This window comes from Psychroflexus sp. ALD_RP9 (assembly GCF_017311165.1).
GTDB lineage: Bacteria > Bacteroidota > Bacteroidia > Flavobacteriales > Flavobacteriaceae > Psychroflexus.
This window is the reverse complement of the sequence record NZ_CP062973.1, coordinates 1,816,976-1,841,680: the sequence shown is the minus strand read 5'-3', so window position 1 is coordinate 1,841,680 and position 24,705 is coordinate 1,816,976. Positions and strand designations below refer to the sequence as shown.

The window sequence follows — 24,705 nt, the reverse complement described above, 5'->3', positions numbered from 1 at the left end:
GACTAACTTTAGAGTTAAAAAACCTCCATCGATTTGTTGTAAGCTGCCTCAAAGCTAGTCATCTTGACATTAGAGTCTGTATTTTTTGTGTTGAAATAAGATAATAATTTTTCGGTTGGCATATTCCCTGTAAGCTGATCTTTTGCCATTGGGCAACCACCAAAGCCTTTAATAGCACCATCAAATCTTTTACAACCTGCAAGAAAAGCTGCATCTACTTTATCAAACCATTGGTCTGGTGTGGTATGCAAATGAGCGCCAAATTCTATATTTGGATATTGGGGAATTAAATTTGAAAACAGATAAGCAATAGTTTCACGATCTGAAGTCCCTACAGTATCCGATAAAGATAAAATCTCTACACCCATTGAAGCTAGTTTTTCAGTCCATTGAGAAACAATATCTACATTCCACGGATCTCCATAAGGATTACCAAAACCCATTGATAAGTAAGCAACAACCTTTTTATTAAACCGATTTGCTGTATTGATAATATCTTGTAAAACTTCAACCGATTGGTCTATTGTTTTATGAGTATTTCGCATTTGGAAATTTTCAGAAATCGAAAAAGGATAGCCTAGATAATCTATTTCTTCAAATTGACAAGCATCTTTGGCTCCTCTAAGATTTGCAACAATAGCTAAAAGCTTACTTGAGGTTTGTGTTAAATCTAACTTAGACAAAACTTCTGCCGTGTCACGCATTTGCGGTATAGCCTTTGGAGATACAAAACTACCAAAATCTATGGTGTCGAAACCACATTTTAAAAGTGATTGAATATAATCAGCTTTGAGTTGTGTAGAAATAAAAGGCTTAATACCTTGCATAGCATCTCTAGGGCATTCAATAAGTTTAACACGGCTCATAAGCTTTTTTTAACTTTAGGTCAAATATACAAGTTTTGTCATATTATCACTAAATTTTTACTCTGATTACACTTATACTAAAATAAGCACCGCAATAAGCAAAAAACTAATAATTTGAAAATATTTCATTATATCTCCAAAATGCTTTTGGTGTTTTAAAAACTGTGCTAAACGATCTGAGAAAAAGGCTACTAAACTAAAAATCACAAAAGCTTGCAGCATAAAAACTGCGCCTAGTAAGTAAAACTGAAAAATTGTATTTTGAGTTTCATTCCATAGAAATCCAGGGAAAAATGCTAAGAAAAATAAACTCACTTTAGGATTAATTAAATTCATAATCAAGCCTTTTTTAAAATAATTATTTAATGATTTAGTGCTTTTAGATAGTTTAATTTCTGATGATGGGGACTTGTAAACTTGATAAGCTAAATAGACTAAATAGCCAGCACCAATTAATTTTAAGGTGAAAAAGAATTGTGGAAATTCAATTAAAAGTGTTGAAACGCCAAAGGCTAATAAGCTTGTATGAAAAATAATTCCGCTTACTAAACCCGCTGCAATAATAACACCACGTTTAAAGCCACCTGCTATGCTTTGGCTCAAGACAAAAATTATATCTGGCCCTGGCGCCAAAGTCAATAATATTGAGGCTAATAAAAAGCTACTCAGTTGAGCTAACATTTATTTATTACGCTTTAAAATTGCTTTATTTATAGACTTGATCAGTTTTGGTCCATGAAAAACGAATCCTGTATAAAGCTGAATTAAATCTGCACCAGCGTCTAGTTTTTCAAGTGCATCCTGAGCTGTCATAATACCTCCAACTGCAATTACTGGAAACTTAGCTTTTTGATGTTTTTTAATAAGTTTTATCACTTCTGTGGAGTGTTTTTTTAAGGGTTTACCACTCAGTCCGCCTGCTTCGGCTTTGTATTTTGATTGCAATCCATCTCGACTAATTGTGGTATTTGTTGCTATTAAGCCATCAATTTCTGTTTGCTCTACAATATCGATAATATCTATAAGTTGAGCAGTATTTAAATCTGGTGCGATTTTTAACAAAATTGGTTTTGGATTAGATTTTTTAGCATTTAATTTTTTTAAATGACTCAATAAATCAGTCAGTGGTTTTTTATCTTGAAGTTCACGTAAGTTTGGTGTATTAGGTGAGCTAACATTAACAACGAAATAATCAACAACATCAAACAAAGCTTCAAAAGCATAGGCATAATCATTTATAGCTTCGGCGTTTGGTGTTAGTTTATTTTTACCAATATTACCACCAATAATAATTTTATTTTTAAACTTTAAACGTTCTACTGCCGCCAGAACTCCTTCATTATTAAATCCCATTCGGTTAATAATTGCCTCGTCTTCAATTAATCTAAACAAACGTTTCTTAGGGTTTCCGTCTTGAGGTTTTGGTGTTAAAGTTCCTATTTCAATAAAACCGAATCCAAAATTATTTAACTCATTAATGAGTTTTGCATCTTTATCAAAACCTGCAGCTAAACCAACAGGATTAGGAAATTTAATTCCAAAAACTTCTTGCTCTAAAGACTTAGAATGTATGCAAAACTGTTTCCGAATGAGTTGATCAACAAATGGAATTTTATGCAACAACTTGATTGACTTAAAGCTGAAATGATGAACTTTTTCGGGATCAAACTGAAATAATAACGGTTTTATAAGAGAATTGTACACTGCTGAAGTTTTAGCAAAAGTAATCCATTTAAAAGGCTTTTTAAAAAATAATTGGTTTAAAGAATATGTAATCTGTATTTTTACCCAAAAATTTCTTCAATGCTGGACACTAAACAATTACTTGATCGATTTATAAGCTATGTAACTATAGACACACAGAGCAACCCTAACTCCAAATCGACCCCGAGCACAGACAAGCAATGGAATTTAGCTAAAAAACTACATCAAGAACTACTGGATATTGGTCTCGAAGACGTTAGCATTGATGAAAATGCTTATGTTATGGCTACTTTGCCATCTAACGTAAGTCATGAAGTACCTACTATTGGTTTTATTTCTCATTTTGATACTTCACCAGATTTTTCGGGTACTAATGTAAACCCACAAATTCATGAAAATTATCAAGGTGGCGATATTATTCTAAATAAAGCCAAAGATATCGTACTCTCACCAGCCTATTTTGAAGATTTAAACAAATATATAGGTAACACTATCATCACAACAGATGGAACTACTCTTTTAGGAGCTGATGATAAAGCTGGCGTTACTGAAATCGTTTCAGCAATGGCTTATCTTATTGAACATCCTGAAATTAAACACGGAAAAATAAGAGTTGGTTTTACACCTGATGAAGAAATTGGCAGAGGCGCACATAAATTTGATGTTGAAAAGTTTGGTGCTGAATATGCTTACACAATGGATGGCAGTGAGATAGGAGAATTAGAATACGAAAATTTTAATGCCGCTGAAGCTAAAATACACTTTCACGGCCGTATTGTACATCCAGGATATGCCAAAGGAAAACTTAAGAATGCTATGTACATGGCGACTGAATTTGTAGAAAGTTTACCTAAAAATGAAGTTCCTGAAAAAACTGAAGGTTATGAAGGCTTCTTTCATTTAACTGAAATGAATGGGGAAGTTGAAAAAGCTTATCTACATTACATTATTCGCGACCATGATAAAACAAAATTTGAAGCTAGAAAAGAGCTTATTTACAAACTTGGTCAATTATTAAAAGACAAATATGGTGAAGATGCCGTGACAGTTGAAGTAAACGATCAATATTTTAATATGAAAGAACAGGTTTTACCTATAAAACATATTGTAGATATAGCCGAAGAAGCCATGAAAAGCTTAAACATTACTCCTATTTTAAAACCTATTCGCGGTGGAACTGATGGCGCGCAACTTAGTTATATGGGATTACCATGTCCTAATATTTTTGCTGGAGGACACAATTTTCATGGAAAATTTGAATATTTACCCCTAGAAAATCTAATCAAAGCCACAGAGGTAATCATTAAAATAGCTGAATTAACAGCTAAAAAAACAAAATAAATTGTCCTTAAAAAGTATTTTATTAATCTTTATTGGCGGTGGCTTAGGCAGTATAGTTCGTTATTATCTAAGCCACTTAATGAATAGCTATCAGTTAATAAAATTCAATCTAGGAACGTTCAGCGTTAACGTTATTGGTAGTTTTTTTATAGGCCTTATTTTAGGTTATGTTTTAAAATCGCAACCTGAAAATCAAAATCTAATTAGTTTTGCTGTCATAGGCTTTTGTGGCGGTTTTACGACATTTTCAAGTTTTAGCTACGATAATTTTCTGTTACTTAAGCAGGGAGATTATCTTCAATTTTTAATGTATGCAGTAGGCAGTTTAGTGGTTGGTTTATTAGCTGTAGCCATAGGCTTTTTAATCACCAAATATTAATTAATAAGCTTTTTCTCTATCTACCTCATTTTTAAGGCTCTCATTGTTTTTCATCCTGTTGAAATTATCTAAAATTTGATTAACAACAGAATCAGGGTCTGTCATGCTAGCCACGTGAGGTGTTACCGAAACTTTCGGATGTGACCATAATCTAGAATCTTTCGGTAAAGGCTCTGTTTGAAAAACATCTAAACAAGCTAATGATAAATGACCATCATCTAAAAGCTGAATTAAGTCATCTTCAACCAAATGTTGGCTTCTAGCTACATTAATAACTTGAGCATTTTGGGGAAGCTTTTTTAAGTTATCATGGTTTAATATAGCCTTTGTATCTTCAGTTATAGGTAATAAACAAACTAAGATTTGGCTTTCAGCTAGAAATTGGTCGAGTTCATTTTCTATATAGCTTTTAATACCTTCAATTTTTTTTCTGCTTTTTGATAAGCTATTAACCATAAATCCGTTAAGCTTAAGTTTTTTTGCAGCTGCTTTGCCTAAAACGCCAAAGCCCATGATACCGACTTTTATATCTTCAGGCTGTCGATAAGCTTTGATTTCCCAATGTTTATCAAGTTGATTTTGAGCATGAAATTTTAAATTTCTAATCCCGTATAAACAATTTAATAACACAAAATCTGCCATGTCTTTTGTTAAATTATCATCTACAATTCTAGTAACTTTAATAGATTTAGGAATAGTTTTATCTCTGAGTATATGATGAACACCAGCACCCATTGAGGCTATAACTTTAAGGTTAGGAAACTGACTAAAAACACCATGCTCATGTTGCCAAGAAATAGCAAAATTAACAGAGTTAATATCTTTAATATCTGGGTAAACCTGAATATCAAGGTTTGGGTTTTTATTTTTAAAGGCTTTAACCCAAGGCTTTGGGTCACGATGATTACAAACTAAAACTATAGACATCATTAAATATTTGTAGATTAAAAATGAAATCGGTTTTCTAAGGCAAATTTTAAAAGATCACTTTTCCCCTTTAACTTCAACTTATGTATAATATTTTTTCGATGGGTGTAAATTGTAGTTAGTGCTGATTGCCTAATTTCAGCGATCTCTTCACTTGTTTTTCCTTCAGCAATTAAATTTAAGATTTCTGTTTCAGAATTAGACAAGAGCGATTTATAATTAGAAGACTGATTATTTTGAGCTAAACTAGAAATGGCGTTATCATAAAAACTCCTGCCATTATGAACCGTTTCTATGGCTTTAAACAAAGTTTCTAAGGGTGATGTTTTAACCACATAACCTGAAGCGCCAGCTGCTTTAATTTCATCAACAGCCGAAATTTGATCAAACATTGAAAATGCAACAACACCAATATTATTAAAAGATTCGGAAATTAATTTAGTTAAATGAATACCACTCATTCCTTTCATTTTAATATCAGTAACAACAACATCTACGTTTGAAACTTCGAGATTAAGGTATAAAGCTTCAGCTGAAGTGGCTTGCAAAACAAGCTTAAACTTAGGCATTTGTTTAATTTTTAAAGCAAAACCATCTAAGAGAGATTGATGGTCATCTGCTATGGCAACTCTAATCATAATTTACATTAATAATAAAGGTTGAACCTCGACCTATCTGTGTGTCAATATCAAACGTACCACCAAGCGCTTCAACTCGTTCTTCAATCGTTTTTAAACCCATTCCGGATGATTTTATCTGTTCCGGATCGAACCCTTTTCCGTTATCTTCAATAATGATGTTAACTGATGAATCGAAGACGTTTACACTAATATCAAGTAAACTTGCTTCAGCGTGTTTAATGGTATTTGTAGAAAGTTCTTGTATCATTCTAAATAGAGAAACTTCAATATATGAAGGAAGTTTAATTTCTGAATTAAATACAGAAAGGTTAACTTGTATGTTATGAAGTTGAGATATGGTTTGTTTCAAATCTTTTATAGAACGAATTAAGCTTTTTTCTGCTGATATTCCGCTATTATTTTTATGTGCCAAAGTACGAATATCTTGGTAAGTTTTAGAAAGTAAATTATAGGTTGTATTGAAGACTTCTCGTTGATTTTGGTCTGAGATTTGGTCTTTTAGGACTGAAAAGTAGGCATTAATCGATGCTAAATTACCACCAACCTGATCGTGTAAATCACTTGCAATTCGTTTTCGCTCTCTGTCTTGCCCCATTAGCATGGCATCGACAGATTTAAGTTCTTGCTCTTTTAATAGTTGCTGATTTTTCTGGAATTGAATTTCAATAGCCTGTTCAGCAATTAATTGTTTACGCTTGATATTTTTATAGACTAAAAAAGAGAGAAAAATTACAAGTATAAAACCGCTAAAGCTTGCATAAATTAGGTTTTGTTGCCGCTGGTTTTCTTGTTTTAATATTAGATTTTGCTTCTCTTTACGTTCAGTTTCAAAACGTGTTAAGGCAATATTTTGTTTTTCAATATTTAAACTATCAAGATATTTCATCGAAGCATCAAGGTAATAATAAGCCGAGTCGTATTGACCAAGTGCCTTATAATCCTGAGCAAGTAATTCATAATTAAAAGCTGTTAAATCGTAATCGAAACTGAGATCTCTGTAGTTGTTAGCTTGTTTTAAATATTTTATAGAGGCTTTATAATTACCTTGAATGCGCTCTACTTCACTAAAATTAATATAAATAAGGAGTGATTTGTTTGATAGATTTAAATCTTCATAAATTTTGAGTGACTTTTGAAGATAGGCATTAGCTGAATCTTTATTAAACTCAACATCTATATAAAACAATGCTTTATAAGCATTTAACATACCGTAAGTTAAAGGATTTTCATCTAAAGAGTTATAATAAAATGCCTTATCAAAATAATTTAAAAAAGTTGAATTATCTAATGTATCTAAACTATTAAAAGCAAGTTCAATTTGAAGGTTGGCTAACTGATTAGAGTTATTGAGTTTTCTAGCTGTCTTTGCATATAAATCAAGATAATTTGTACGTTCACCTATAAAATTACCTTCAAGCAAAATATAAAATAAATCAAGATTAATTTCATTATAGCGCAATTCATGTCCTGTTTCCAAAAATAATTCTTGAGCTCTTTGAAGATGGTTTACAGCTAAATCATAATTAGTATTACGGTCATATAAATCGCCTAAAATATTAAAATAATAAGCTTTTTGTTCAACTGTAAGTTTTAATGTATCTAATTTTGCTAAGGTTTTAAACCCTTCGTTAAGTTGCTTAGTAAAGTTATAATAATTGGCTTTAATTAGCAGTCTATCTTTAGGTGCAAATTGATTGCTTTTTAATCGCTCTTTTATTTCTTTAACTTGTCCTCGCTCGAAAAGACTATCTATTTCGGGTGTTTGCCCTAAACAAAAATCTAAGGCGCTTAAAACCAATACCAATAAAATAATTTTCCGCATGATTAATAAAATATCACACTAAAATATAATTTTATAATTAAAATTGGGCTTTGAAAGGTATAAAAAAAAACCATATCTGAATTTAGATATGGTTTATAGTTTTTGTGACCACGGCAGGATTCAAACCTGCAACCTTCTGAGCCGTAATCAGATGCGCTATTCAGTTGCGCCACGTGGCCTATAATTACTAAAATACAATTTGTTTTAGCGGGTGCAAATATATTTCTTTTTATACTTTTACCAAAGAAATAATTTGTTTTAATTATGAAATTAGAAAAATATATCAGAACGGTAAATGATTTTCCTAAAAAAGGAATTTCCTATAAAGATATTACACCATTACTGCAAGATGCTAGTGCAACCAAACAGGTTGTTAAAAAATTAGCTGAACCTTTAAAGAAAGAGCGCATTACAAAGGTTGTTGGTATAGAATCAAGAGGTTTTTTATTTGGAATGTTGTTAGCAAGTGAATTAAACGCAGGTTTTACTCCAATTCGTAAGCCAGGTAAATTACCATTCAATGTCGTAAGTCAGTCTTATGATTTAGAATATGGCACTGATCAAATTGAAATTCATCGAGATGCTTTAAATATGAGTGATAAAGTTGTAATTCATGATGATGTATTGGCAACTGGTGGAACTGCACAAGCAGCCTGTAAGCTAATCAATAAATTGGGTGGAAACATTATTGAGCTTAATTTTTTAATCGAATTGGATGATTTAAAAGGTAAAGAAAAAATAATTGGTTATCCATATCGAAGTTTACTTAACTATTAAAACCATAAAAGCTGCAAAATTGCAGCTTTTATGGTTAAATATGAAAATCTCAGTTTTATCGTTTTAAAGTAAAGTGTGATTTAAATATTGTTTTTTCTCCTGTGCGCGGTTCTATATAATCTATCGTGAACCAATAATCGTCTGATGGTAAAACTTCGCCTTGATAAGTGCCATCCCAACCGGCTTGATCTGGTGTTAATTTATACAAGTGCTTGCCATAACGATCAAATATATTAACCTCGCTAACATCTAAATTTGTCATTGTCGTGTTGTTCAACTGCCAATTATCATTATATCCGTCTGCATTGGGTGTAAAAAACTCTGGATAATCTATTAGTGTGATTTCTTTGGAGACTTCTCCACAACCATTTTTATCTCGGGCCGTAATTACATGCATGCCGCCTGGAACATCACTAAATATAAGCTCTGTTTGTCCTTCTTCTAAGTCAACCCATTCTCCATAATCTAACCTAAATTCGTAATCTCCTAATCCAACTTCCGTAATTGTTACACCTATTCCGTGTTCATTGTTTTGAAAACTATCAGTTAAAATCGCTAATTCAAAATCTATTTGACCACTTTCTATAATTTCTGCTGATGACGTATTTACACAGCTGGTAATTTGTTGCGCTAAAGCATTCGTTACCTCTACTGTATATACGCCTGCTTCTGTTGCCGTAATACTTGGCGATGTCTCCCCTACAATTTCTACACCATCTAACAACCATACAAAATCGTAATTTGTTGCTGACAATCCAGTCTCTATAATTGGTGGTGAAGTGGCTGTGTTTACCAAGTCACCATTCTCATCTATACAAACACTTTGACCTTCATAGCCTGAAATATCAACCAGTGGTATTACATTTTCTATATTAAATGATGTTACTTCTGAACGACATCCTGATACCGAATTAAGTACAGCTGCATAAATCTCTGTTTGGTTTTCTGCTAAGTTGAAGCTTTCTGGAGTTGCTATTGCATTATCGTTTTCATAAGCTGTTTGAGATACATAATATTCAACAATATCACCTGTAGCTAAGCTATTAATTTCTGAGTCTTTTATTGTTAAATCTATCGTGTTATCTCCGCCATCTTCATAATTTATACAAACCTCTAAAACACTTGCTGGTGTTACTTCTGGCTGTGGTGTAATGCTTAAATTAAATGTTTCAGTAGCTGTACAGCTTTGGTCGTTTTGGTTGGTTACTTCTACTGTTATCGTTGCTGAACTAGAAACTTCATAAGCTTCAGGGTTGCTTATCTCATTATTAGAAGCATCTAAATAACGTACTGCATGTGTCGTTTCATCTTGATCTTCACCGAATGCTAATCCTGTATTTTGGATTAAATCAAATTCAGCTACGCCAGTAACTGGGTCTATACAACTTTCTAAATCTTGAACTGATGAAACTTCGACTTCGTTTAGAATCAGCTTAAAACTACCAACAGAAAAACATAATTCATTTGTACTATCTTCTATTCTAACAAAAATATCTTGCTCAGAATTAATTGGAGAATAATCTGTAATATCAAGGCCTTGATCTGAGATAGAGTTTAGCCCTGCTTCAGCGTCTGCTTGTGTTGTAAAATATTCAATCACAAAGCTTCCTGATTGACTACCTATGATATTTGCTTCATTTTGAGTTAAATCAAAAGTTTGAGTTTGAGTAAAATCACCACATTGTTCTAAATCTACTGTACTTCCAACTTCAGGCGGATTATTTTCAATTATAAATCTTACAATATCTGACTCACATGAAGAATTCGTGTTAAGAATTTTTACAAAAAACTCCTGTTGCTCATTATTATCAGGAGTAAATACAACAGATGTAGGATCAGTTATTGGATTGTCTGCTTCAGCATCATTTAAAGAATAATAGAATAAAATATTAGTAGGCACAGATGTACTATTATTATTAAACAAATCTGCATAATCTTCATTCAAGTTTAAGATAGTTCCTTCACACGACTGAAAAACAGAATCGTCTCCAGTGATACCAGGTGCCAAATTAACATTAAATGTAAAGCTAGCTTGGGCATCGCAAAACCCGGAGCTGACATTATCAACAGACACCCAAATGGTGTTAGGTCCTAAATTATCAGTTGTGTTAATTTCATAATTTTCAGGATCAGCAATATCTGATTCTGGAGAACTTTGTGGATTAGCAGAATAATAGGTCACTGAATAATCACTAGATGACTGACCATTAAGTGCTATTGAAGTATTAGAACCACCGTCTGTAAGGTCAATAACTTCGGTCTCGCCTTCACTAATACAAACATCTTCTACTGTATAACCAGTTGAACCTACTGTAGCCTCATAAATTATAATATTAAAGGAAGCAATATTTGTACAAGCTGTGTTGGTTTGATTAGCAAGCTCAACATAAATATCATACTGATTAGTTGTCCCATTTAAGGGATAGTTTTGAGGGTCATTTATCGGATTACTTAGTGTTCCTGTATCTGCATCATAATCGTCATAATAGGTTATGTCAAAACCTGAAATTGAATTAAAGCCTCCTATAGTTGTTAGATCGAAGGTAGATTGGTTATAATTACATAAGATAATATCTTCGGGATCGTCAGCATTAAAACCTTCAAGATAGATGACTTCAGCACTAGCTGTTAAATCGCAATTACCACCGATAGCATTAATCATGTAAGTTCCTGACTCCGAAACGTTCAAAAATCTAGAATTTGAATCTGGAATTGCTGTCATGTTGCCATTTTCATCAACTCGAAACCATTCATAATTTACAACAACACTATTGTTTTCAATAACTTCAGCTTCAAGTAAAAGCTCTTCACCAGCACAAGGATAATATGTATCTGGATCTAGAGTTAATTCAATATCGCTCTCATATAAAACTTCTACTTCATCAGTAAGAGTTGTGATATTACATCCATCATTATAGGTAACTTCAGCTGTAAATACACGATTTTGAGTGACTTGTGGGCTGAAATTTTCAGACGTACTAACCACGTTACCGTTTTCATCTAACCATCTAAAGCTTGTAATGCTATTACCACCATCTGGAATAAAACGCCAAGCTTCATTTTGTGCCTGCCATGAGGCACCACCTGCATTTCTACCGGGTGCTACATAAGCTAAACTAGCATCTTGATTTTGAATCCCTATGACTGAACTACCACTATTCCAACTACAAACATCTTTATTTTGTACATAAACTTCAATCACATTGGTGGTTTGGTATAAAATAATTTGAGAGGTCTGCAACTGATCTGTACAACCATATTGCGACGTGTTATAAATATTAAAAACAAAACGGTCACTTTTACCATCTTGACTCTCTAAAAACCCAAAGTTGATTGAATAATCTGCTGGTGATGCTCCAGGAAATAAATCTTGCATCACACCAAAAATAGCATTGATAAATGGTGGCTCATTTCCACCACCATCTGCTGGAATACCCTGATTATAACTCCAACCTGCATAACCTAATGGCGCATAACGTTCTGATCCTTGGCCGGTTCCTGCAATATCAAAGGTAACTGCGCCGTTATCTGTTATAATAACATCATCATAACAATTACCAAAAAAATTTACTTCGTAAGGCAATGTCAACACACTAGACCAGTCATCATCTGAGTTTAATTCTGTAAATACATTAGACTCTGAACCGTAACAAGGGTCGAAAATATAGGGTAAATTAGAAGGATATTCAGAACTGATATCTTGTACAGCATAAGCCGTAGATTCTTTAACATCTAAATAAGAAGCTTCTAAATTAACAGTTACTGGCGTGCCTGGATCTTCACAAATTCTTACATCTTCGCCTGCGTCTAAGTTTACTGAACCTGGACTACTATTAGGGTTTAATATAACTCTAACAGTAAAGCTTAAATTATCTCGGTCACAATTATAACCATCACTTAAATCTAAATTAACTGTAAAGTCACAAAGTTCACCATATTGGTGTGAAACTTCGTTTTGAAACGATGCATTTGTAGTCCCTTGTAGTGTTGTACCATCACCAAAATTCCAGTTATAAGTAGCCGTTTCTTGCGCAAAATTATCTTGAAATTCAGCTACAGCTGTTAGTGAAAATTGCTCATTAAAATAGACGATATAGTCGATATTATCTGCTTGATAAACAGGATCATTTTGAACATTAACTATATTATCGGTATTTACAAGCTCTGGCGCATCTGGAATGCAACCTGGCTGTGTCCCAATTTCTGCGATCCAACCTGTAAATGCAGGATTACTATTCGAGGCCTCAAGAACAAAAGTTAAACAACCTGACGGTGTGGTGTCTGTTGCCGATAATAATTGACCAGAAACTGGGCCGTCTCCGTCTATACTTCCTGTATAGCTTGCTAAAATTGGTGCTGTATCTGAATCGCCGTCATATATTGTTAAAGTATGCGGTCCTAATAAAAATTCTGAAAATGATATTGTAGAAAAAAAACCATTACTTTCTGGACATATGGTATAGGTATAAGTACCTTGATCGACAGAAGCAGCATCACCACCTGGGTCAAAAAAGTTACCCTGATCAGTGTTTACTGTTTGCCCATCTACCATATCAAAGTCTTGTGCTAAGATAATGCTTGAAAAAAACAGCGCTATTAAAACGAGTAATTTATTAAATTTCATGATTCAGAAAATTTTAATGGGTTAAATATAAGACTTTGTTAAAGATTAGCTAAACAAAAATCATAATAAAGCTATATTTTTGTGAAATTCACGTTAATTTGATAGTCAAGATTGAAGTAACAAGACATCTATTGAGCTCAAATTCTTAAAAAGACTATCTTTGCCAATTACATACTAAAGCAAAATGAGTAAAGATAAAAACACAGATTTTATTGAAGATATTGGTGATAATCACGTTGCAACTTCAACTGAAAACCCTATTAGAGAGGATGCTTTTTCAATTTCTAATGAAACTAAAATTGAACAAATTGAATCACATGTAAATTCAATTCTTGATATATTAGGAATGGATTTAACCGACGACAGTATTCGTGGCACACCTAAGCGCGTAGCTAAAATGTTTGTGAATGAAATATTTTCAGGTTTACATCCAAACAACAAACCAAAAGCTTCTACTTTTGATAATAAGTATAAGTACGGTGAGATGCTAGTAGAAAAAAACATTACTGTTTATTCTACTTGTGAACATCACCTATTACCAATTGTTGGCCGTGCACATGTTGCCTACATATCAACTGGAAAAGTTATTGGTTTATCTAAGATGAACAGAATTGTAAATTATTATTCTAAACGACCTCAAGTTCAAGAACGCTTAACTATGCAAATAGTAAAAGAAATGCAAGAAGCACTTAACACTGAAGATGTGGCTTGCGTAATTGATGCCAAACATCTTTGCGTTAACAGTCGAGGAATCAGCGATATAGAAAGCAGTACTGTTACTAGCGAATTTGGTGGCAAATTTAAAAATGAAACGACTAAGAAAGAATTTCTTGATTATATTAAATTAGAGACAAAATTTTAAAACCCAAAGATGAAGTTGTACGAATCTCAAGAGTTAAAAATTTACAATTCGCTTTCTGGCGAAAAAGAGTTATTTAAACCTATCATTAAAGGTCATGTTGGCATGTATGTTTGTGGCCCTACCGTATATAACAACGTTCATCTTGGAAATTGCCGTACATTCATATCATTTGATTTAGTATATCGTTACCTTAAGCATTTAGGCTATAAAGTTAGGTATGTGCGTAATATAACTGATGCCGGTCATCTAGAAAACGATGCTGAAGAAGGCGAAGACCGAATAGCTAAAAAAGCAAGATTAGAAGAGTTAGAACCGATGGAAATCGTTCAAAAATATACCGTCGACTTTCATGATATTCTTAGACTTTTTAATAATTATGCGCCTAGTATAGAACCTACGGCAACTGGCCATATCGTAGAACAAATTGAAGCGATAAAAACTATAATTGATCGTGGTCTAGCTTACGTGGTTAATGGCAATGTGTATTTTGATGTCATTAAATATAATAAAGAAAATCATTATGGCATTTTGAGTGGTCGTAAAATTGAAGAACTCATCGCTAACACGAGAACATTAACTGGGCAATCTGAAAAGAAAAATCCGCAGGATTTTGCCTTATGGAAAAAAGCAGAACCACAACACATAATGCGCTGGCCTTCGCCATGGGGAATTGGCTTTCCTGGCTGGCATCTTGAGTGTACTGTAATGAGCAGTAAATATCTAGGTGACAGCTTTGATATTCATGGTGGCGGAATGGACTTAAAATTTCCACATCATGAATGCGAAATTGCCCAGGGTAAAGCCGTCTCTGGCAAAGATCCCGTAAATTATTGGATGCACGCTAATATGCTTACTTTAAATGGCAAAAAAATGGCCAAAAGCACAGGTAACAACATTTTACCTCGTGAACTTTTTACTGGAGAAAACAAAAATCTATCTAAAGCTTATGCACCAAGCGTAGCTCGTTTTTTTATGCTCCAGGCTAACTACAGAAGTGTTTTAGACTTTTCAGATGAAGCTTTACAAGCCGCTGAAAAAGCTTACATTAAGTTATTAGAAGCCATACAAAGCATAGAATATTTAGAGACAAGTAGTTCGTCTTCTATTGAAGTTTCTAAGTGGAAAGCTAATTGTTACAATGCGATGAATGACGACTTCAATAGTCCTGTTTTGATAGCGCATTTGTTTGAAGCAGTTAAATTTATCAATAATGTAAAAGCTGAGAAAGCTCAAATTACAGAAAGTGATAAACAGTTATTACAAAAAACAATGAAAGACTTCACTTTTGATGTTTTAGGGCTTAAGCCTTTAAAAAATTTAAAAGATCAAAAAGTTGGTAATTCGACAAAACATATTAACGGCTTGGTTGAAATATTGATTGAACTCAGAAATAAAGCTAGAGCAGATAAAGATTTTAAAACTGCTGATTTAATTAGAGATCAATTACTAACTGAAAATATTGAGTTAAAAGACACTAAAGATGGCACTGTTTTTAAGATGACTAATTAACATATGCTCAAACAATTTTTAATAGCACCTTTTTTATTAGTTATCAAAATTTATCAAATTTTTTTATCACCGATTTTTGGTTCTAATTGTCGTTTTGCGCCGACTTGTTCTAGCTATTCTAAACAAGCACTTAAGACGCATGGTTTAATAAAAGGCTTATATTTGTCAGTAATCAGAATTTCAAAATGTCATCCTTGGGGCGCTTCAGGATATGATCCAGTACCTGAGAATAATACTAAAAAACATCAAAAATGATACACGCCATTACTTGGGATCCTTCTTTAGGTATCGACTTAGGATTTTTTACTATCAGGTATTATAGCCTAATGTTTTTAATAGCCTTTTCTCTAGGTTGGTATATCATGAAACATATTTACCAAAAAGAAGGTATTGATATGAAGTACCTTGACTCGTTATTCATGTACACCGTAATTGCTACTCTTTTAGGAGCAAGATTAGGACATGTAATTTTTTATCAACCAGAATTAATTACTCAAGACCCGCTTTCCATAATATTACCATTTCAGTTTGTTCCTGAAATTCAGTTTACAGGTTTTCAAGGCCTAGCAAGTCATGGTGCCACAATTGGTATTGCCATTGCAATGTATTTGTACAGTAAAAAAGTAATTCATAAACACATCGCTTGGATTTTAGACAGAGTCATTTTACCAATTTCAATAGGTGGTATGTTTATTAGAATCGGTAACTTTTTGAATTCTGAAATTATAGGTGAACCTACCAATAGTGGCTTTGGTGTTATTTTCAAAAAATTGGGCGAAGACTTCCCTCGTCATCCAGCTCAACTTTATGAAGCAGCTGGCTACCTGCTATTATTTGGCTTATTATGGTTTTTATTTCATAACACAAAGTTAAAAGCAAAAAAAGGATTTTTGTTTGGTTTATTCTTCACATTAATGTGGAGTATTCGTTTCATTGTTGAATTTGTTAAAGAACCTCAAGTGCCTGAGCGTGCAGATTGGATTATTAATACTGGCCAAATATTAAGTTTACCTATGCTAGGTATTGGATTAATAATTATGGTTATTGCCAATAAGAAATCAAAATAAATAACAGGCTTATAAGTTCTATCAAGCTATAAAAAAGATTAAAAAAGTTTAGGTGTAGAGCTGAATCATAAATTATTCAACTTTTTTTGTTTGAAGAATTATTAAACACTTAATATAAAATTCTATACTCAACTGAATTCATCAAATAAAATTTTTATAATCGTTAAAAACAAACTAAGTATAATAAATATTTAATATAATATTCTACTCATTAAAATACATGATCAATTGAATTTGAGTTGAAATCAATTAAAACAAAATAGTTATAATTAATACTTGAATAATAAACTTAACAAAATAAAAAACCCAACATAAATGTTGGGTTTTTTATTTTTAATATAGAGAAAAGTTAGGCTGTTTCATCCTCTTCTTCGTCCTTTTTAGATTTATCGGTCAAGTCAATACCTTTTTTCTTAACGGTATCAAACATTACAGGAGTTGCTATAAAAACAGATGAATAAGTACCAACAACAACACCTATAATTAAGGCAAACATAAAACCACGAATGCTGTCTCCACCGAAAATAAAGATGGCAATTAATACAACCAAAGTCGTTAAAGATGTATTAATTGTACGACTTATAGTGCTACTAACTGACTTATCGATGATTTTTTGCATGTTCCACGATGTATGTTCATTGAAATACTCTCGTATTCTATCAAACACAACAACAGTATCGTTAAGTGAATAACCAATAACAGTTAATATTGCTGCAATAAAAGCTTGATCGATTTCAAGACTAAAAGGCATTAATCCATAAAGTAATGAAAAAGCACCAAGAACAATTAAAACATCATGAGCAACAGCTACAACTGCACCTAAACTAAACTGCCAACGTCTGAAACGTATCAAAATGTATAAAAAGACAACAAATAACGAACCAAATATAGCGTAAAAAGAAGCCGTTTTAATATCATTAGCTATCGTTGGTCCTACTTTAATAGCAGACATGACACCAAATTTTTCAGTTTCATTATTTCCGCCTTCAACAGAAAACTCCTTATAAGTTGTTCCTTCTGGAAGATAACTTTTTAAAGCTTGATACATTTTTTCCTGAATCTCTTTATCGATTTCAGAGCCCTGAGTATCAATTTTATAGTTAGTGGTAACTTTTAGCTGATTATTTGAACCGTAAGTTTTAGCTTCAGCACTACCTAGAACTGCAATTAATTCTTGCTCTAATTCAGTAGGATTAACATTTTGATCAAAACGAACAGTATAAGTTCTTCCACCAACAAAATCAACACCTTGGTTTAAGCCATTAACAAATAGCGAACCTACACTTAAAATAATTAAAGCAGCAGATATGATATAGGTTACTTTACGTTTTTTCAAGAACTCAATATCAATGTTTTTAAACAGGTTTTTAGTCAATCCTGTAGAAAATGGTAAAGATTTACCTTTTTTACCACCACCATCGATCAATAAACGAGTGATAAAAATTGCTGTAAACAATGAAGTTAAAATACCAATTAACAATGTGGTTGCAAAGCCTTTAATAGGTCCTGTACCAAACGTAAGTAAAATAATACCTGTTAAACCAGTAGTAACATTGGCATCAAGGATTGATGATAATGCACTTTTAAAACCATCTTTTATGGCATCAATTTGGGTTTTACCACGCTGAATTTCTTCACGAATACGCTCAAAAATAAGGACGTTTGCATCAACTGATATACCTATTGTTAAAACAATACCTGCAATACCTGGTAAAGTTAGTACCGCTCCGATTCCTGAAAGCACACCGAATATAAATAAGATATTTACTACAAGTGCTATATCTGCATAAAGTCCAGCTTTACCATAGTAAACGATCATCCAAATAAGAACTAAAACTAAAGCAATAATAAACGAGTTTATACCGCTATCAATCGCTTCTTGACCAAGTGACGGTCCAACAATTTCACTTTGAACAATATCTGCAGAAGCAGGAAGTTTACCAGCTCTAAGAACATTAGCTAAATCTTGACCTTCTTGGATGCTAAAATCACCTGTAATTTCACTTCGTCCACCAGTAATAGCTCCAGATGAGACGCCTGGCGCAGAATATACAGTATTATCAAGAACAATTGCTATCTGCGTACCTTGTTGAGACGCACGGCCAGTCATATTTTCCCAGATCTTAGCACCTCGACCGTCCATTTGCATACTTACTGCAACACGGCCGACTTGATCGTAAGTTTGTTGAGCATCTGTAATTACAGATCCACTTAATTGAGGCTCATCATTACGGTTGCCTTTTATAGCGTATAAATCAATTAATTCACTATCATTCACAGGCTTTCCCCATGCAAATTTGACGTATTTTTTATCTGCTGGTATAAGGTTTCTAACCTGAGGCATCTTCAAGTATGAATTAACTTCTGCAGTGTCTTTAATCGCAAAAGTAGCTAATACAGGTCCTTGACCAGGACCAACATTTTGAACTAAACTTAAAAATGGATTAGTTTTTGAAACATCTGTAGAATCTTCAGAAGATGATAAAAGCTCGTCTAAATCTTCAGTTTCAGTTGAAGTTGAGTCTTTAACCTCTTGTTCTTCGATGTTTAATGCGTTAGCAACAACTTGATCTGCTTCAACTATAAACTGCTGAAACTCTCTAGCTTGATAAACATCCCAAAATTCTAATTGAGCTGTACTTTGAAGTAAGTTTTTTATTCGGCTTATGTCTTTAGCTCCTGGCAATTCAACAAGGATTCTCCCTGACTCACCTAGGCGCTGAATGTTAGGTTGTGTAACACCAAATTTATCAATACGCTCTCTCAATACCTCGAAAGCCGAAGTAATACTCTCGTTAATTTTGCGCCTAATAATTGGTTGCACTTGATTGTTAGTCATATCAATATCAATCTCATCAGCTAAGGCTCTAGTACCAAAAACATTTGGAGATGCTAAAGATGCGCCTTCAATATTATTGAAAGCTTGAAAGAAAAGTTCTAGGTAAGTATCTTGGCTATTTGCTCTAGCTTGAGAAGCTTCTTGAAGTGCTTTATTAAATTTAGGATCTTTTGAGTTATTAGCTAAACCTCTTAATAAATCTGGTACAGAAATTTGTAAAATCACATTTATACCACCTTTAAGGTCAAGACCTTTATTGAGTTCTTTTTGCTTTGCAGTTGCATAGGTTATGCCTGCAAAAACAGGTTCGGCTGCAATAGAGTCTAGATAATTTTGAACTTTAACATCTCGTTTTTCTGCATAGTTTTCAACAGATTCAGAGATACTTGATTTTGCAAATTCTTCTGCTTTACTTTCAACATTGTTAGCAATAAATGTAAACGATAGTTGATAAATACTTACCAAACCGAATAAAATTGCAAACAACTTTATTAATCCTTTGTTTTGCATTATTTAATTTATTAATGAGCTTATTCTAAAATCGGACAAATATAGGGTTTCGATATAGAAATGGCAATTATTTTTTTAAAGATAATTTAAGACAACTTCAAACCCCATAAAAAAACCCGAATCATCTAAAATCCGGGCTTATAGAAGGTAATATCTAATTAAAGTTCTAATAGTTGATTGGTTTTCTTTACGCCTTCAGCACTTTCTTTAAGCTTATTAAGTTCAGCTTCTGTCAAGTTTAATTCAACTATATTTTCGATACCATTTTTCCCTAAAATAACAGGGACACCAATACATAAGTCTTTTAAACCATATTCTCCATCTAACAAAGTAGAGCATGGAAACATTTTTTTCTGGTCACAAGCAATTGACTGTACCAAAGATGAAACGGCGGCACCAGGCGCATACCAAGCGCTTGTTCCTAACATTTTAGTTAATGTTGCACCGCCAACTTTTGTGTCTTCTGCAACTTGTTGTAATCGGTCTTCATTTAAAAACTCGGTCACACGAACACTATTACGAGTAGCAAGGCTTGTTAATGGCACCATGCCTTTATCACTATGTCCGCCAATAACCATACCTTGAACGTCTGAAGCTGGACAGTTTAATGCCTCACTTAATCTATATTTAAAACGAGCACTATCTAAAGCGCCACCCATTCCAATAATTTTGTGTTTTGGTAAGTCAATAACTTGATGAGCAAGGTAAGTCATAGTATCCATTGGGTTACTTACAACAATTAAAGTTACATTAGGCGACTGCTCAACAATTTTACTGGCTACATCCTTAACAATTCCTGCATTTATTCCAATTAACTCTTCACGAGTCATTCCTGGTTTTCTAGGAATACCACTAGTAATAACTGCAATATCACTATTAGCTGTTTTGTTATAATCGTTAGTACTGCCAATAATTTTAGTATCAAAGCCATTTAATGTTGCTGTTTGCATTAAATCCATTGCTTTGCCTTCGGCGTAATCTTCTTTAATATCTAAAATCACAACTTCCGAAGCGAAATTTTTAATAGCGATATATTCAGCACAACTTGCGCCAACTGCTCCTGCTCCAACTACTGTTACTTTCATGTTTAATTGATTTATATTAATATTTATTTAATTCCAAAATTTATTGCGAGACTTGCTGTGTTAAATTGCTGAAAACTATATTCTGCATTAATTCTAAAAAAACCAAGTTTTAGCTTTGCACCTATTAAGGCTTTCATTGAATCTACTGAAGAAGACACAACGAAAGGATCTCTAAATTGTCCTAAATCGATAATATCTTGAGACGCATCATTAAATTCGTAGGTTCCTTTTAATGCTGTTGTTGCATCTCCTGATATAAAGCCTAAGCTTGAATAAAAGTTGAAGGTTTTCCACTTTGTTGAAGCAATAGCTGCAAAATGCCAAGAATTAACCTCAACATCTAAAAGCTGATCGTCATAATTAATTACAAATGGTGAAACGTCAGTTAAATTAACTTGTCCTTTAAAATTTGTATAGCCAACAAAACCCGAGATAGCTATTGGTAACTCTTTAAGAAAAGGAATCCAATTAGTAAACTCGTGTTGTAAGCCTAAACCATAGAGACTTGAACTAATATCCTCTTCATTTACTTCTGGCAAAAACCTAAACTTGATTTCAGTATGCAAAGGCAAGCCTACTGAGGCTTGAATAAAAGCAGAAGGAACAAAATCTATTCCTTCTGAAGCTAAGCCTTGAGGTAAATCAAATTCTAAATTTCCATTAGTTCCATTGACAAGCATGGTAACTTCTGGATCATTTTCACCTAAAACCGTCGCTACCGTTTGACTATTTTGTCCGCTTTTAAAACTAATATTTGAATAATCAGCTGTATTTAAATTGAATGATTTTTGCTCTGAAGAAGTTAAAGATGCATTACCTATAACAGAAATTTCAAAACCTAATGTCTTTTTCACTTGCCCTGAATTGTACCAGTTGCTTGTTAATCCATTAATTAAGGCATCAGTTGAAGGTGACATATAATCCTGAGTAAAGGTTTGGGCATCTTCAACACTTGCGGCTAAAAAACTAACCACTTCGTCTTGAGCTGAAGTTGTCATCACCACTGAGATACTAAATAGGCAAGTAAAAAATATAGTTTTCATAGTTAAAATTTATGCATCGATTTTGGCATAAACAGCATTTTCTTCAATAAACTCACGCCTTGGCGGAACTTCATCACCCATAAGCATTGAGAAAATTCGATCTGCTTCAGCTGAATTATCGATAGTTACTTTTCGTAAAATTCTATTTTCAGGATTCATAGTCGTATCCCAAAGCTGTTCGGCGTTCATTTCTCCTAAACCTTTATATCGCTGAACTGAAACGCCACCTTTATATTCGTTGGCTATTTCATTTCTTTCTTTTTCATTCCAAGCATAACGTTTTTTGCTTCCTTTTTTAATCAAGTAAAGCGGTGGCGTAGCAATATAAACGTGAGCAGCCTCGATGAGTTCTTTCATGTAACGGTAGAAAAATGTTAATATTAAAGTAGCAATATGACTACCATCGACATCGGCATCACACATAATCACTATTTTATGATAGCGTAATTTCGATAAGTTGAGTGCTTTAGCATCATCTTCTGTACCAACTGTAACACCCAAAGCTGTGTAAATATTTCTGATTTCTTCATTTTCAAAAACGCGATGCTGCATCGCTTTTTCAACATTTAAAATTTTACCTCGAAGTGGTAAAATAGCTTGAAAATTTCGATCACGTCCTTGTTTAGCTGTTCCGCCAGCCGAGTCACCCTCAACTAGAAAAACTTCACATTTTTCAGGATCTTCTTCTGCACAATCTGAAAGCTTTCCAGGTAAACCACCACCACTCATCACAGTTTTTCGCTGCACCATTTCACGTGCTTTTTTAGCAGCATGACGTGCTTGTGCTGCTAAAATCACTTTTTGCACAATGGTTTTAGCATCGTTAGGATTTTCTTCAAGGTATATTTCAAGCATTTCTGAAACAGCTTGAGAAACTGCCGATGTTACCTCTCTATTACCAAGTTTAGTTTTAGTTTGACCTTCAAATTGTGGATGTGCCACTTTTACTGAAACAATAGCCGTTAAGCCTTCTCTAAAATCATCTCCTGTAATTTCAAACTTCAACTTATCTAGCATACCGGATTGATCGGCATATTTTTTTAATGTTGACGTTAAACCACGTCTGAAACCTGACAGGTGTGTTCCGCCTTCATGTGTGTTAATATTGTTAACGTATGAATATAAATTCTCTGCATAGGAGTTATTATAAATCATAGCAACTTCAACAGGAATGTCATTTTTTTCACCTTCCATTGAAATCACATTACCAATTAAAGGTTCACGTGTTTCATCTAAAAACCTTATAAACTCTTTTAAACCTTCATCTGAATGAAATGCTTTATGAACAAATTCACCATCTTCATTTTTATGTCGGCGGTCTGTAATGCTTATTCTAATACCTTTATTTAAAAATGCTAACTCACGTAAGCGTTTTGATAAAGTTTCATAATTATAATCAACTGTTTCTTGAAAAATTTCTGGATCAGGCTTAAAGGTTACTTCAGTTCCATTAAGTTGTGTCTCTCCAGTTGGTTTTACAGGATACATGGCTTTGCCACGCTCGTACTCTTGCTCCCAAATTTGACCATCTTTATAAACTTTTACATGGGCGTTTGATGAAAGCGCGTTTACTACAGAAACACCAACACCATGCAAACCACCAGAGACTTTGTAAGAGTCTTTATCGAATTTACCTCCGGCACCAATTTTAGTCATAACAACTTGTAAAGCTGAAACGCCTTCTTTTTTATGTATGTCTATAGGTATACCTCGACCATTATCAACTGTAGTAACAGAACCATCTTCATTTATAGTGACATCAATCTTATCACAGTGACCTGCCATGGCTTCATCAATTGAATTATCGACAACTTCGTAAACTAAATGATGTAAACCTCTAGTACCTACATCACCGATATACATTGAAGGTCTCATTCTAACATGCTCCATTCCCTCAAGCGCCTGAATACTATCGGCAGAATAATTATGCTTCTTTACGTCTTCACTCATAATAATTATTTAAAATGACTCACAAATATAAACAAACCTTGTGGTTTTTACGATTAATTTATAAGCTTAAATTATGATTTGTTTTAGAATAATATTTACTGCTTTTAACACTTTTTTACTATTGGCAACCCTAAATTTGAAGTAAAATTGTAAAAATTATTATTATGAAATACATTTTAAGTTTGTTTATCTTAGGTCTAATATTTATAAACCCTACACAAGCCCAAGATTTTAGCGATTTGGATAAAAGCCCAATGGATGCAGTAATTGCAAGAAATAATGACAATTCATCACTTGCTCGTGTGATTTACTCAAGACCACAAAAGAAAGGTCGTGAAATATTTGGAGAATTGGTACCTTATGGAAAAATCTGGCGAACAGGTGCTAATGAAGCAACTGAAATTACTTTTTATGATGATGTTGAATTTAATGGAAAAAAAGTTGGAGCTGGTACTTATACCTTATTTACAATTCCTAAAGAAAATAATTGGACGGTCATCTTAAATGAGGATGTTAATGTTTGGGGCGCTTACAAATACGATCAATCTAAAGATGTGATTAGAACTGAAGTTAAAACAAATGAAACAGCAGCTACTGTTGAAAATTTCTCAATCACCTTTAGACCTACAGACAATGGCGCCAATTTATTAATGGGCTGGGATAATATATATATTGAAATTCCTATTAAAAATTAAGACTTTGATTCCTATTAATTAGAAAAACCCTGAATTGCAATTCAGGGTTTTTTAGTTTTATCAA

The 24,705-nt window shown here is 33.2% G+C and carries 19 protein-coding genes and 1 tRNA gene; 8 read left to right on the top strand and 12 right to left on the bottom strand.

All coding sequences use genetic code 11. From position 1 onward, the window contains the following. Positions 1 to 14: 14 nt before the first annotated feature. From IMZ30_RS08525 to IMZ30_RS08515, 3 genes are all read right to left on the bottom strand, one after another. Entirely contained in the window at positions 15 to 866 is an 852-nt protein-coding gene (locus IMZ30_RS08525; RefSeq protein ID WP_207037887.1) for a hydroxymethylglutaryl-CoA lyase, read from the bottom strand. Positions 867 to 938: 72 nt separating this feature from the next. Next, entirely contained in the window at positions 939 to 1,547 is a 609-nt protein-coding gene (locus IMZ30_RS08520) for a LysE family translocator (RefSeq protein WP_207037886.1), read from the bottom strand. Then, on the bottom strand, positions 1,548 to 2,570 hold the full coding sequence (locus IMZ30_RS08515) for a quinone-dependent dihydroorotate dehydrogenase (RefSeq protein WP_207037885.1): 1,023 nt from the start codon (positions 2,568 to 2,570) through the stop codon (positions 1,548 to 1,550). A 99-nt stretch (positions 2,571 to 2,669) separates the two neighbouring features. Here IMZ30_RS08515 and pepT point away from each other — a divergent pair, with 99 nt between their 5' ends. Continuing rightward, a complete protein-coding gene (gene pepT / locus IMZ30_RS08510) occupies positions 2,670 to 3,911 on the top strand; it encodes a peptidase T (RefSeq protein ID WP_207037884.1) in 1,242 nt (413 codons plus the stop codon). A 1-nt stretch (position 3,912) separates the two neighbouring features. Beyond that, positions 3,913 to 4,290: a fluoride efflux transporter CrcB gene (crcB, locus tag IMZ30_RS08505; RefSeq protein WP_207037883.1), complete on the top strand. Its 378-nt coding sequence runs from the start codon at positions 3,913 to 3,915 to the stop codon at positions 4,288 to 4,290. On the opposite strand, the gene IMZ30_RS08500 is transcribed toward crcB, so the two are convergent. The 4 genes from IMZ30_RS08500 to IMZ30_RS08485 all read right to left on the bottom strand — a co-directional run bounded on the left by IMZ30_RS08500 (position 4,291) and on the right by IMZ30_RS08485 (position 7,859). After that, entirely contained in the window at positions 4,291 to 5,217 is a 927-nt protein-coding gene (locus IMZ30_RS08500) for a 2-hydroxyacid dehydrogenase (protein WP_207037882.1), read from the bottom strand. Between the two features lie 17 nt (positions 5,218 to 5,234). Then, positions 5,235 to 5,855 carry a response regulator transcription factor gene (locus tag IMZ30_RS08495; protein WP_207037881.1) on the bottom strand — a complete coding sequence of 207 codons (621 nt, stop codon included), beginning with the start codon at positions 5,853 to 5,855 and terminating at the stop codon, positions 5,235 to 5,237. Beyond that, positions 5,848 to 7,680, bottom strand: coding sequence for a sensor histidine kinase (locus tag IMZ30_RS08490; RefSeq protein ID WP_207037880.1), 1,833 nt, complete (start codon positions 7,678 to 7,680; stop codon positions 5,848 to 5,850). The genes IMZ30_RS08495 and IMZ30_RS08490 overlap by 8 nt, the downstream gene beginning before the upstream one ends. A gap of 105 nt (positions 7,681 to 7,785) precedes the next feature. Continuing rightward, a tRNA-Arg gene (locus IMZ30_RS08485) sits at positions 7,786 to 7,859 on the bottom strand. An 85-nt stretch (positions 7,860 to 7,944) separates the two neighbouring features. On the opposite strand from IMZ30_RS08485, the gene IMZ30_RS08480 reads away from it, so the two are divergent. Next, positions 7,945 to 8,457 (top strand): adenine phosphoribosyltransferase, encoded by a 513-nt coding sequence (locus tag IMZ30_RS08480; RefSeq protein WP_207037879.1) that lies wholly within the window; start codon positions 7,945 to 7,947, stop codon positions 8,455 to 8,457. Between the two features lie 55 nt (positions 8,458 to 8,512). Here the strand turns inward: IMZ30_RS08480 and IMZ30_RS08475 are convergent, their stop codons facing one another. Then, positions 8,513 to 13,081 carry a T9SS type B sorting domain-containing protein gene (locus IMZ30_RS08475; RefSeq protein WP_207037878.1) on the bottom strand — a complete coding sequence of 1,523 codons (4,569 nt, stop codon included), beginning with the start codon at positions 13,079 to 13,081 and terminating at the stop codon, positions 8,513 to 8,515. A 184-nt stretch (positions 13,082 to 13,265) separates the two neighbouring features. Between IMZ30_RS08475 and folE the strand changes: the two genes are divergently transcribed. From folE to lgt, 4 genes are read left to right on the top strand one after another with little or no spacing between them, the layout of a single operon-like run. Beyond that, positions 13,266 to 13,943 (top strand): GTP cyclohydrolase I FolE, encoded by a 678-nt coding sequence (gene folE / locus IMZ30_RS08470; RefSeq protein ID WP_207037877.1) that lies wholly within the window; start codon positions 13,266 to 13,268, stop codon positions 13,941 to 13,943. Between the two features lie 9 nt (positions 13,944 to 13,952). Next, positions 13,953 to 15,452 carry a cysteine--tRNA ligase gene (cysS, locus tag IMZ30_RS08465; protein ID WP_207037876.1) on the top strand — a complete coding sequence of 500 codons (1,500 nt, stop codon included), beginning with the start codon at positions 13,953 to 13,955 and terminating at the stop codon, positions 15,450 to 15,452. A 3-nt stretch (positions 15,453 to 15,455) separates the two neighbouring features. Further along, on the top strand, positions 15,456 to 15,707 hold the full coding sequence (yidD, locus tag IMZ30_RS08460) for a membrane protein insertion efficiency factor YidD (protein ID WP_207037875.1): 252 nt from the start codon (positions 15,456 to 15,458) through the stop codon (positions 15,705 to 15,707). Then, positions 15,704 to 16,519, top strand: a complete 816-nt coding sequence (gene lgt, locus IMZ30_RS08455) for a prolipoprotein diacylglyceryl transferase (protein ID WP_207037874.1) — start codon at positions 15,704 to 15,706, stop codon at positions 16,517 to 16,519. Before yidD ends, lgt begins: the two co-directional genes overlap by 4 nt. A gap of 349 nt (positions 16,520 to 16,868) precedes the next feature. Here the strand turns inward: lgt and secDF are convergent, their stop codons facing one another. The 4 genes from secDF to gyrB all read right to left on the bottom strand — a co-directional run bounded on the left by secDF (position 16,869) and on the right by gyrB (position 23,946). Then, positions 16,869 to 19,868: a protein translocase subunit SecDF gene (gene secDF, locus IMZ30_RS08450; RefSeq protein ID WP_207037873.1), complete on the bottom strand. Its 3,000-nt coding sequence runs from the start codon at positions 19,866 to 19,868 to the stop codon at positions 16,869 to 16,871. A 158-nt stretch (positions 19,869 to 20,026) separates the two neighbouring features. After that, positions 20,027 to 20,953, bottom strand: coding sequence for a malate dehydrogenase (locus tag IMZ30_RS08445; protein ID WP_207037872.1), 927 nt, complete (start codon positions 20,951 to 20,953; stop codon positions 20,027 to 20,029). Between the two features lie 23 nt (positions 20,954 to 20,976). Continuing rightward, positions 20,977 to 21,996, bottom strand: coding sequence for a DUF6588 family protein (locus IMZ30_RS08440; protein ID WP_207037871.1), 1,020 nt, complete (start codon positions 21,994 to 21,996; stop codon positions 20,977 to 20,979). Between the two features lie 9 nt (positions 21,997 to 22,005). Next, positions 22,006 to 23,946, bottom strand: coding sequence for a DNA topoisomerase (ATP-hydrolyzing) subunit B (gene gyrB, locus IMZ30_RS08435; protein ID WP_207037870.1), 1,941 nt, complete (start codon positions 23,944 to 23,946; stop codon positions 22,006 to 22,008). 164 nt (positions 23,947 to 24,110) lie between these two features. On the opposite strand from gyrB, the gene IMZ30_RS08430 reads away from it, so the two are divergent. Then, the gene (locus IMZ30_RS08430) at positions 24,111 to 24,641 is read left to right on the top strand and encodes a DUF2911 domain-containing protein (RefSeq protein WP_207037869.1); all 531 of its coding nucleotides are present in this window, start codon (positions 24,111 to 24,113) and stop codon (positions 24,639 to 24,641) included. Positions 24,642 to 24,705 lie beyond the last annotated feature (64 nt).

Excerpts from the sequence above, each read along its gene's own strand:
- pepT (WP_207037884.1), top strand. The coding sequence starts at position 2,670 with ATGCTGGACACTAAACAATTACTTGATCGATTTATAAGCTATGTAACT.
- IMZ30_RS08445 (WP_207037872.1), bottom strand. The coding sequence starts at position 20,953 with ATGAAAGTAACAGTAGTTGGAGCAGGAGCAGTTGGCGCAAGTTGTGCT.
- IMZ30_RS08500 (WP_207037882.1), bottom strand. The coding sequence starts at position 5,217 with ATGTCTATAGTTTTAGTTTGTAATCATCGTGACCCAAAGCCTTGGGTT.
- yidD (WP_207037875.1), top strand. The coding sequence starts at position 15,456 with ATGCTCAAACAATTTTTAATAGCACCTTTTTTATTAGTTATCAAAATT.
- lgt (WP_207037874.1), top strand. The coding sequence starts at position 15,704 with ATGATACACGCCATTACTTGGGATCCTTCTTTAGGTATCGACTTAGGA.
- IMZ30_RS08440 (WP_207037871.1), bottom strand. The coding sequence starts at position 21,996 with ATGAAAACTATATTTTTTACTTGCCTATTTAGTATCTCAGTGGTGATG.
- folE (WP_207037877.1), top strand. The coding sequence starts at position 13,266 with ATGAGTAAAGATAAAAACACAGATTTTATTGAAGATATTGGTGATAAT.
- gyrB (WP_207037870.1), bottom strand. The coding sequence starts at position 23,946 with ATGAGTGAAGACGTAAAGAAGCATAATTATTCTGCCGATAGTATTCAG.
- cysS (WP_207037876.1), top strand. The coding sequence starts at position 13,953 with ATGAAGTTGTACGAATCTCAAGAGTTAAAAATTTACAATTCGCTTTCT.
- IMZ30_RS08520 (WP_207037886.1), bottom strand. The coding sequence starts at position 1,547 with ATGTTAGCTCAACTGAGTAGCTTTTTATTAGCCTCAATATTATTGACT.
- IMZ30_RS08495 (WP_207037881.1), bottom strand. The coding sequence starts at position 5,855 with ATGATTAGAGTTGCCATAGCAGATGACCATCAATCTCTCTTAGATGGT.
- IMZ30_RS08480 (WP_207037879.1), top strand. The coding sequence starts at position 7,945 with ATGAAATTAGAAAAATATATCAGAACGGTAAATGATTTTCCTAAAAAA.
- IMZ30_RS08430 (WP_207037869.1), top strand. The coding sequence starts at position 24,111 with ATGAAATACATTTTAAGTTTGTTTATCTTAGGTCTAATATTTATAAAC.
- IMZ30_RS08475 (WP_207037878.1), bottom strand. The coding sequence starts at position 13,081 with ATGAAATTTAATAAATTACTCGTTTTAATAGCGCTGTTTTTTTCAAGC.
- secDF (WP_207037873.1), bottom strand. The coding sequence starts at position 19,868 with ATGCAAAACAAAGGATTAATAAAGTTGTTTGCAATTTTATTCGGTTTG.
- IMZ30_RS08490 (WP_207037880.1), bottom strand. The coding sequence starts at position 7,680 with ATGCGGAAAATTATTTTATTGGTATTGGTTTTAAGCGCCTTAGATTTT.
- IMZ30_RS08525 (WP_207037887.1), bottom strand. The coding sequence starts at position 866 with ATGAGCCGTGTTAAACTTATTGAATGCCCTAGAGATGCTATGCAAGGT.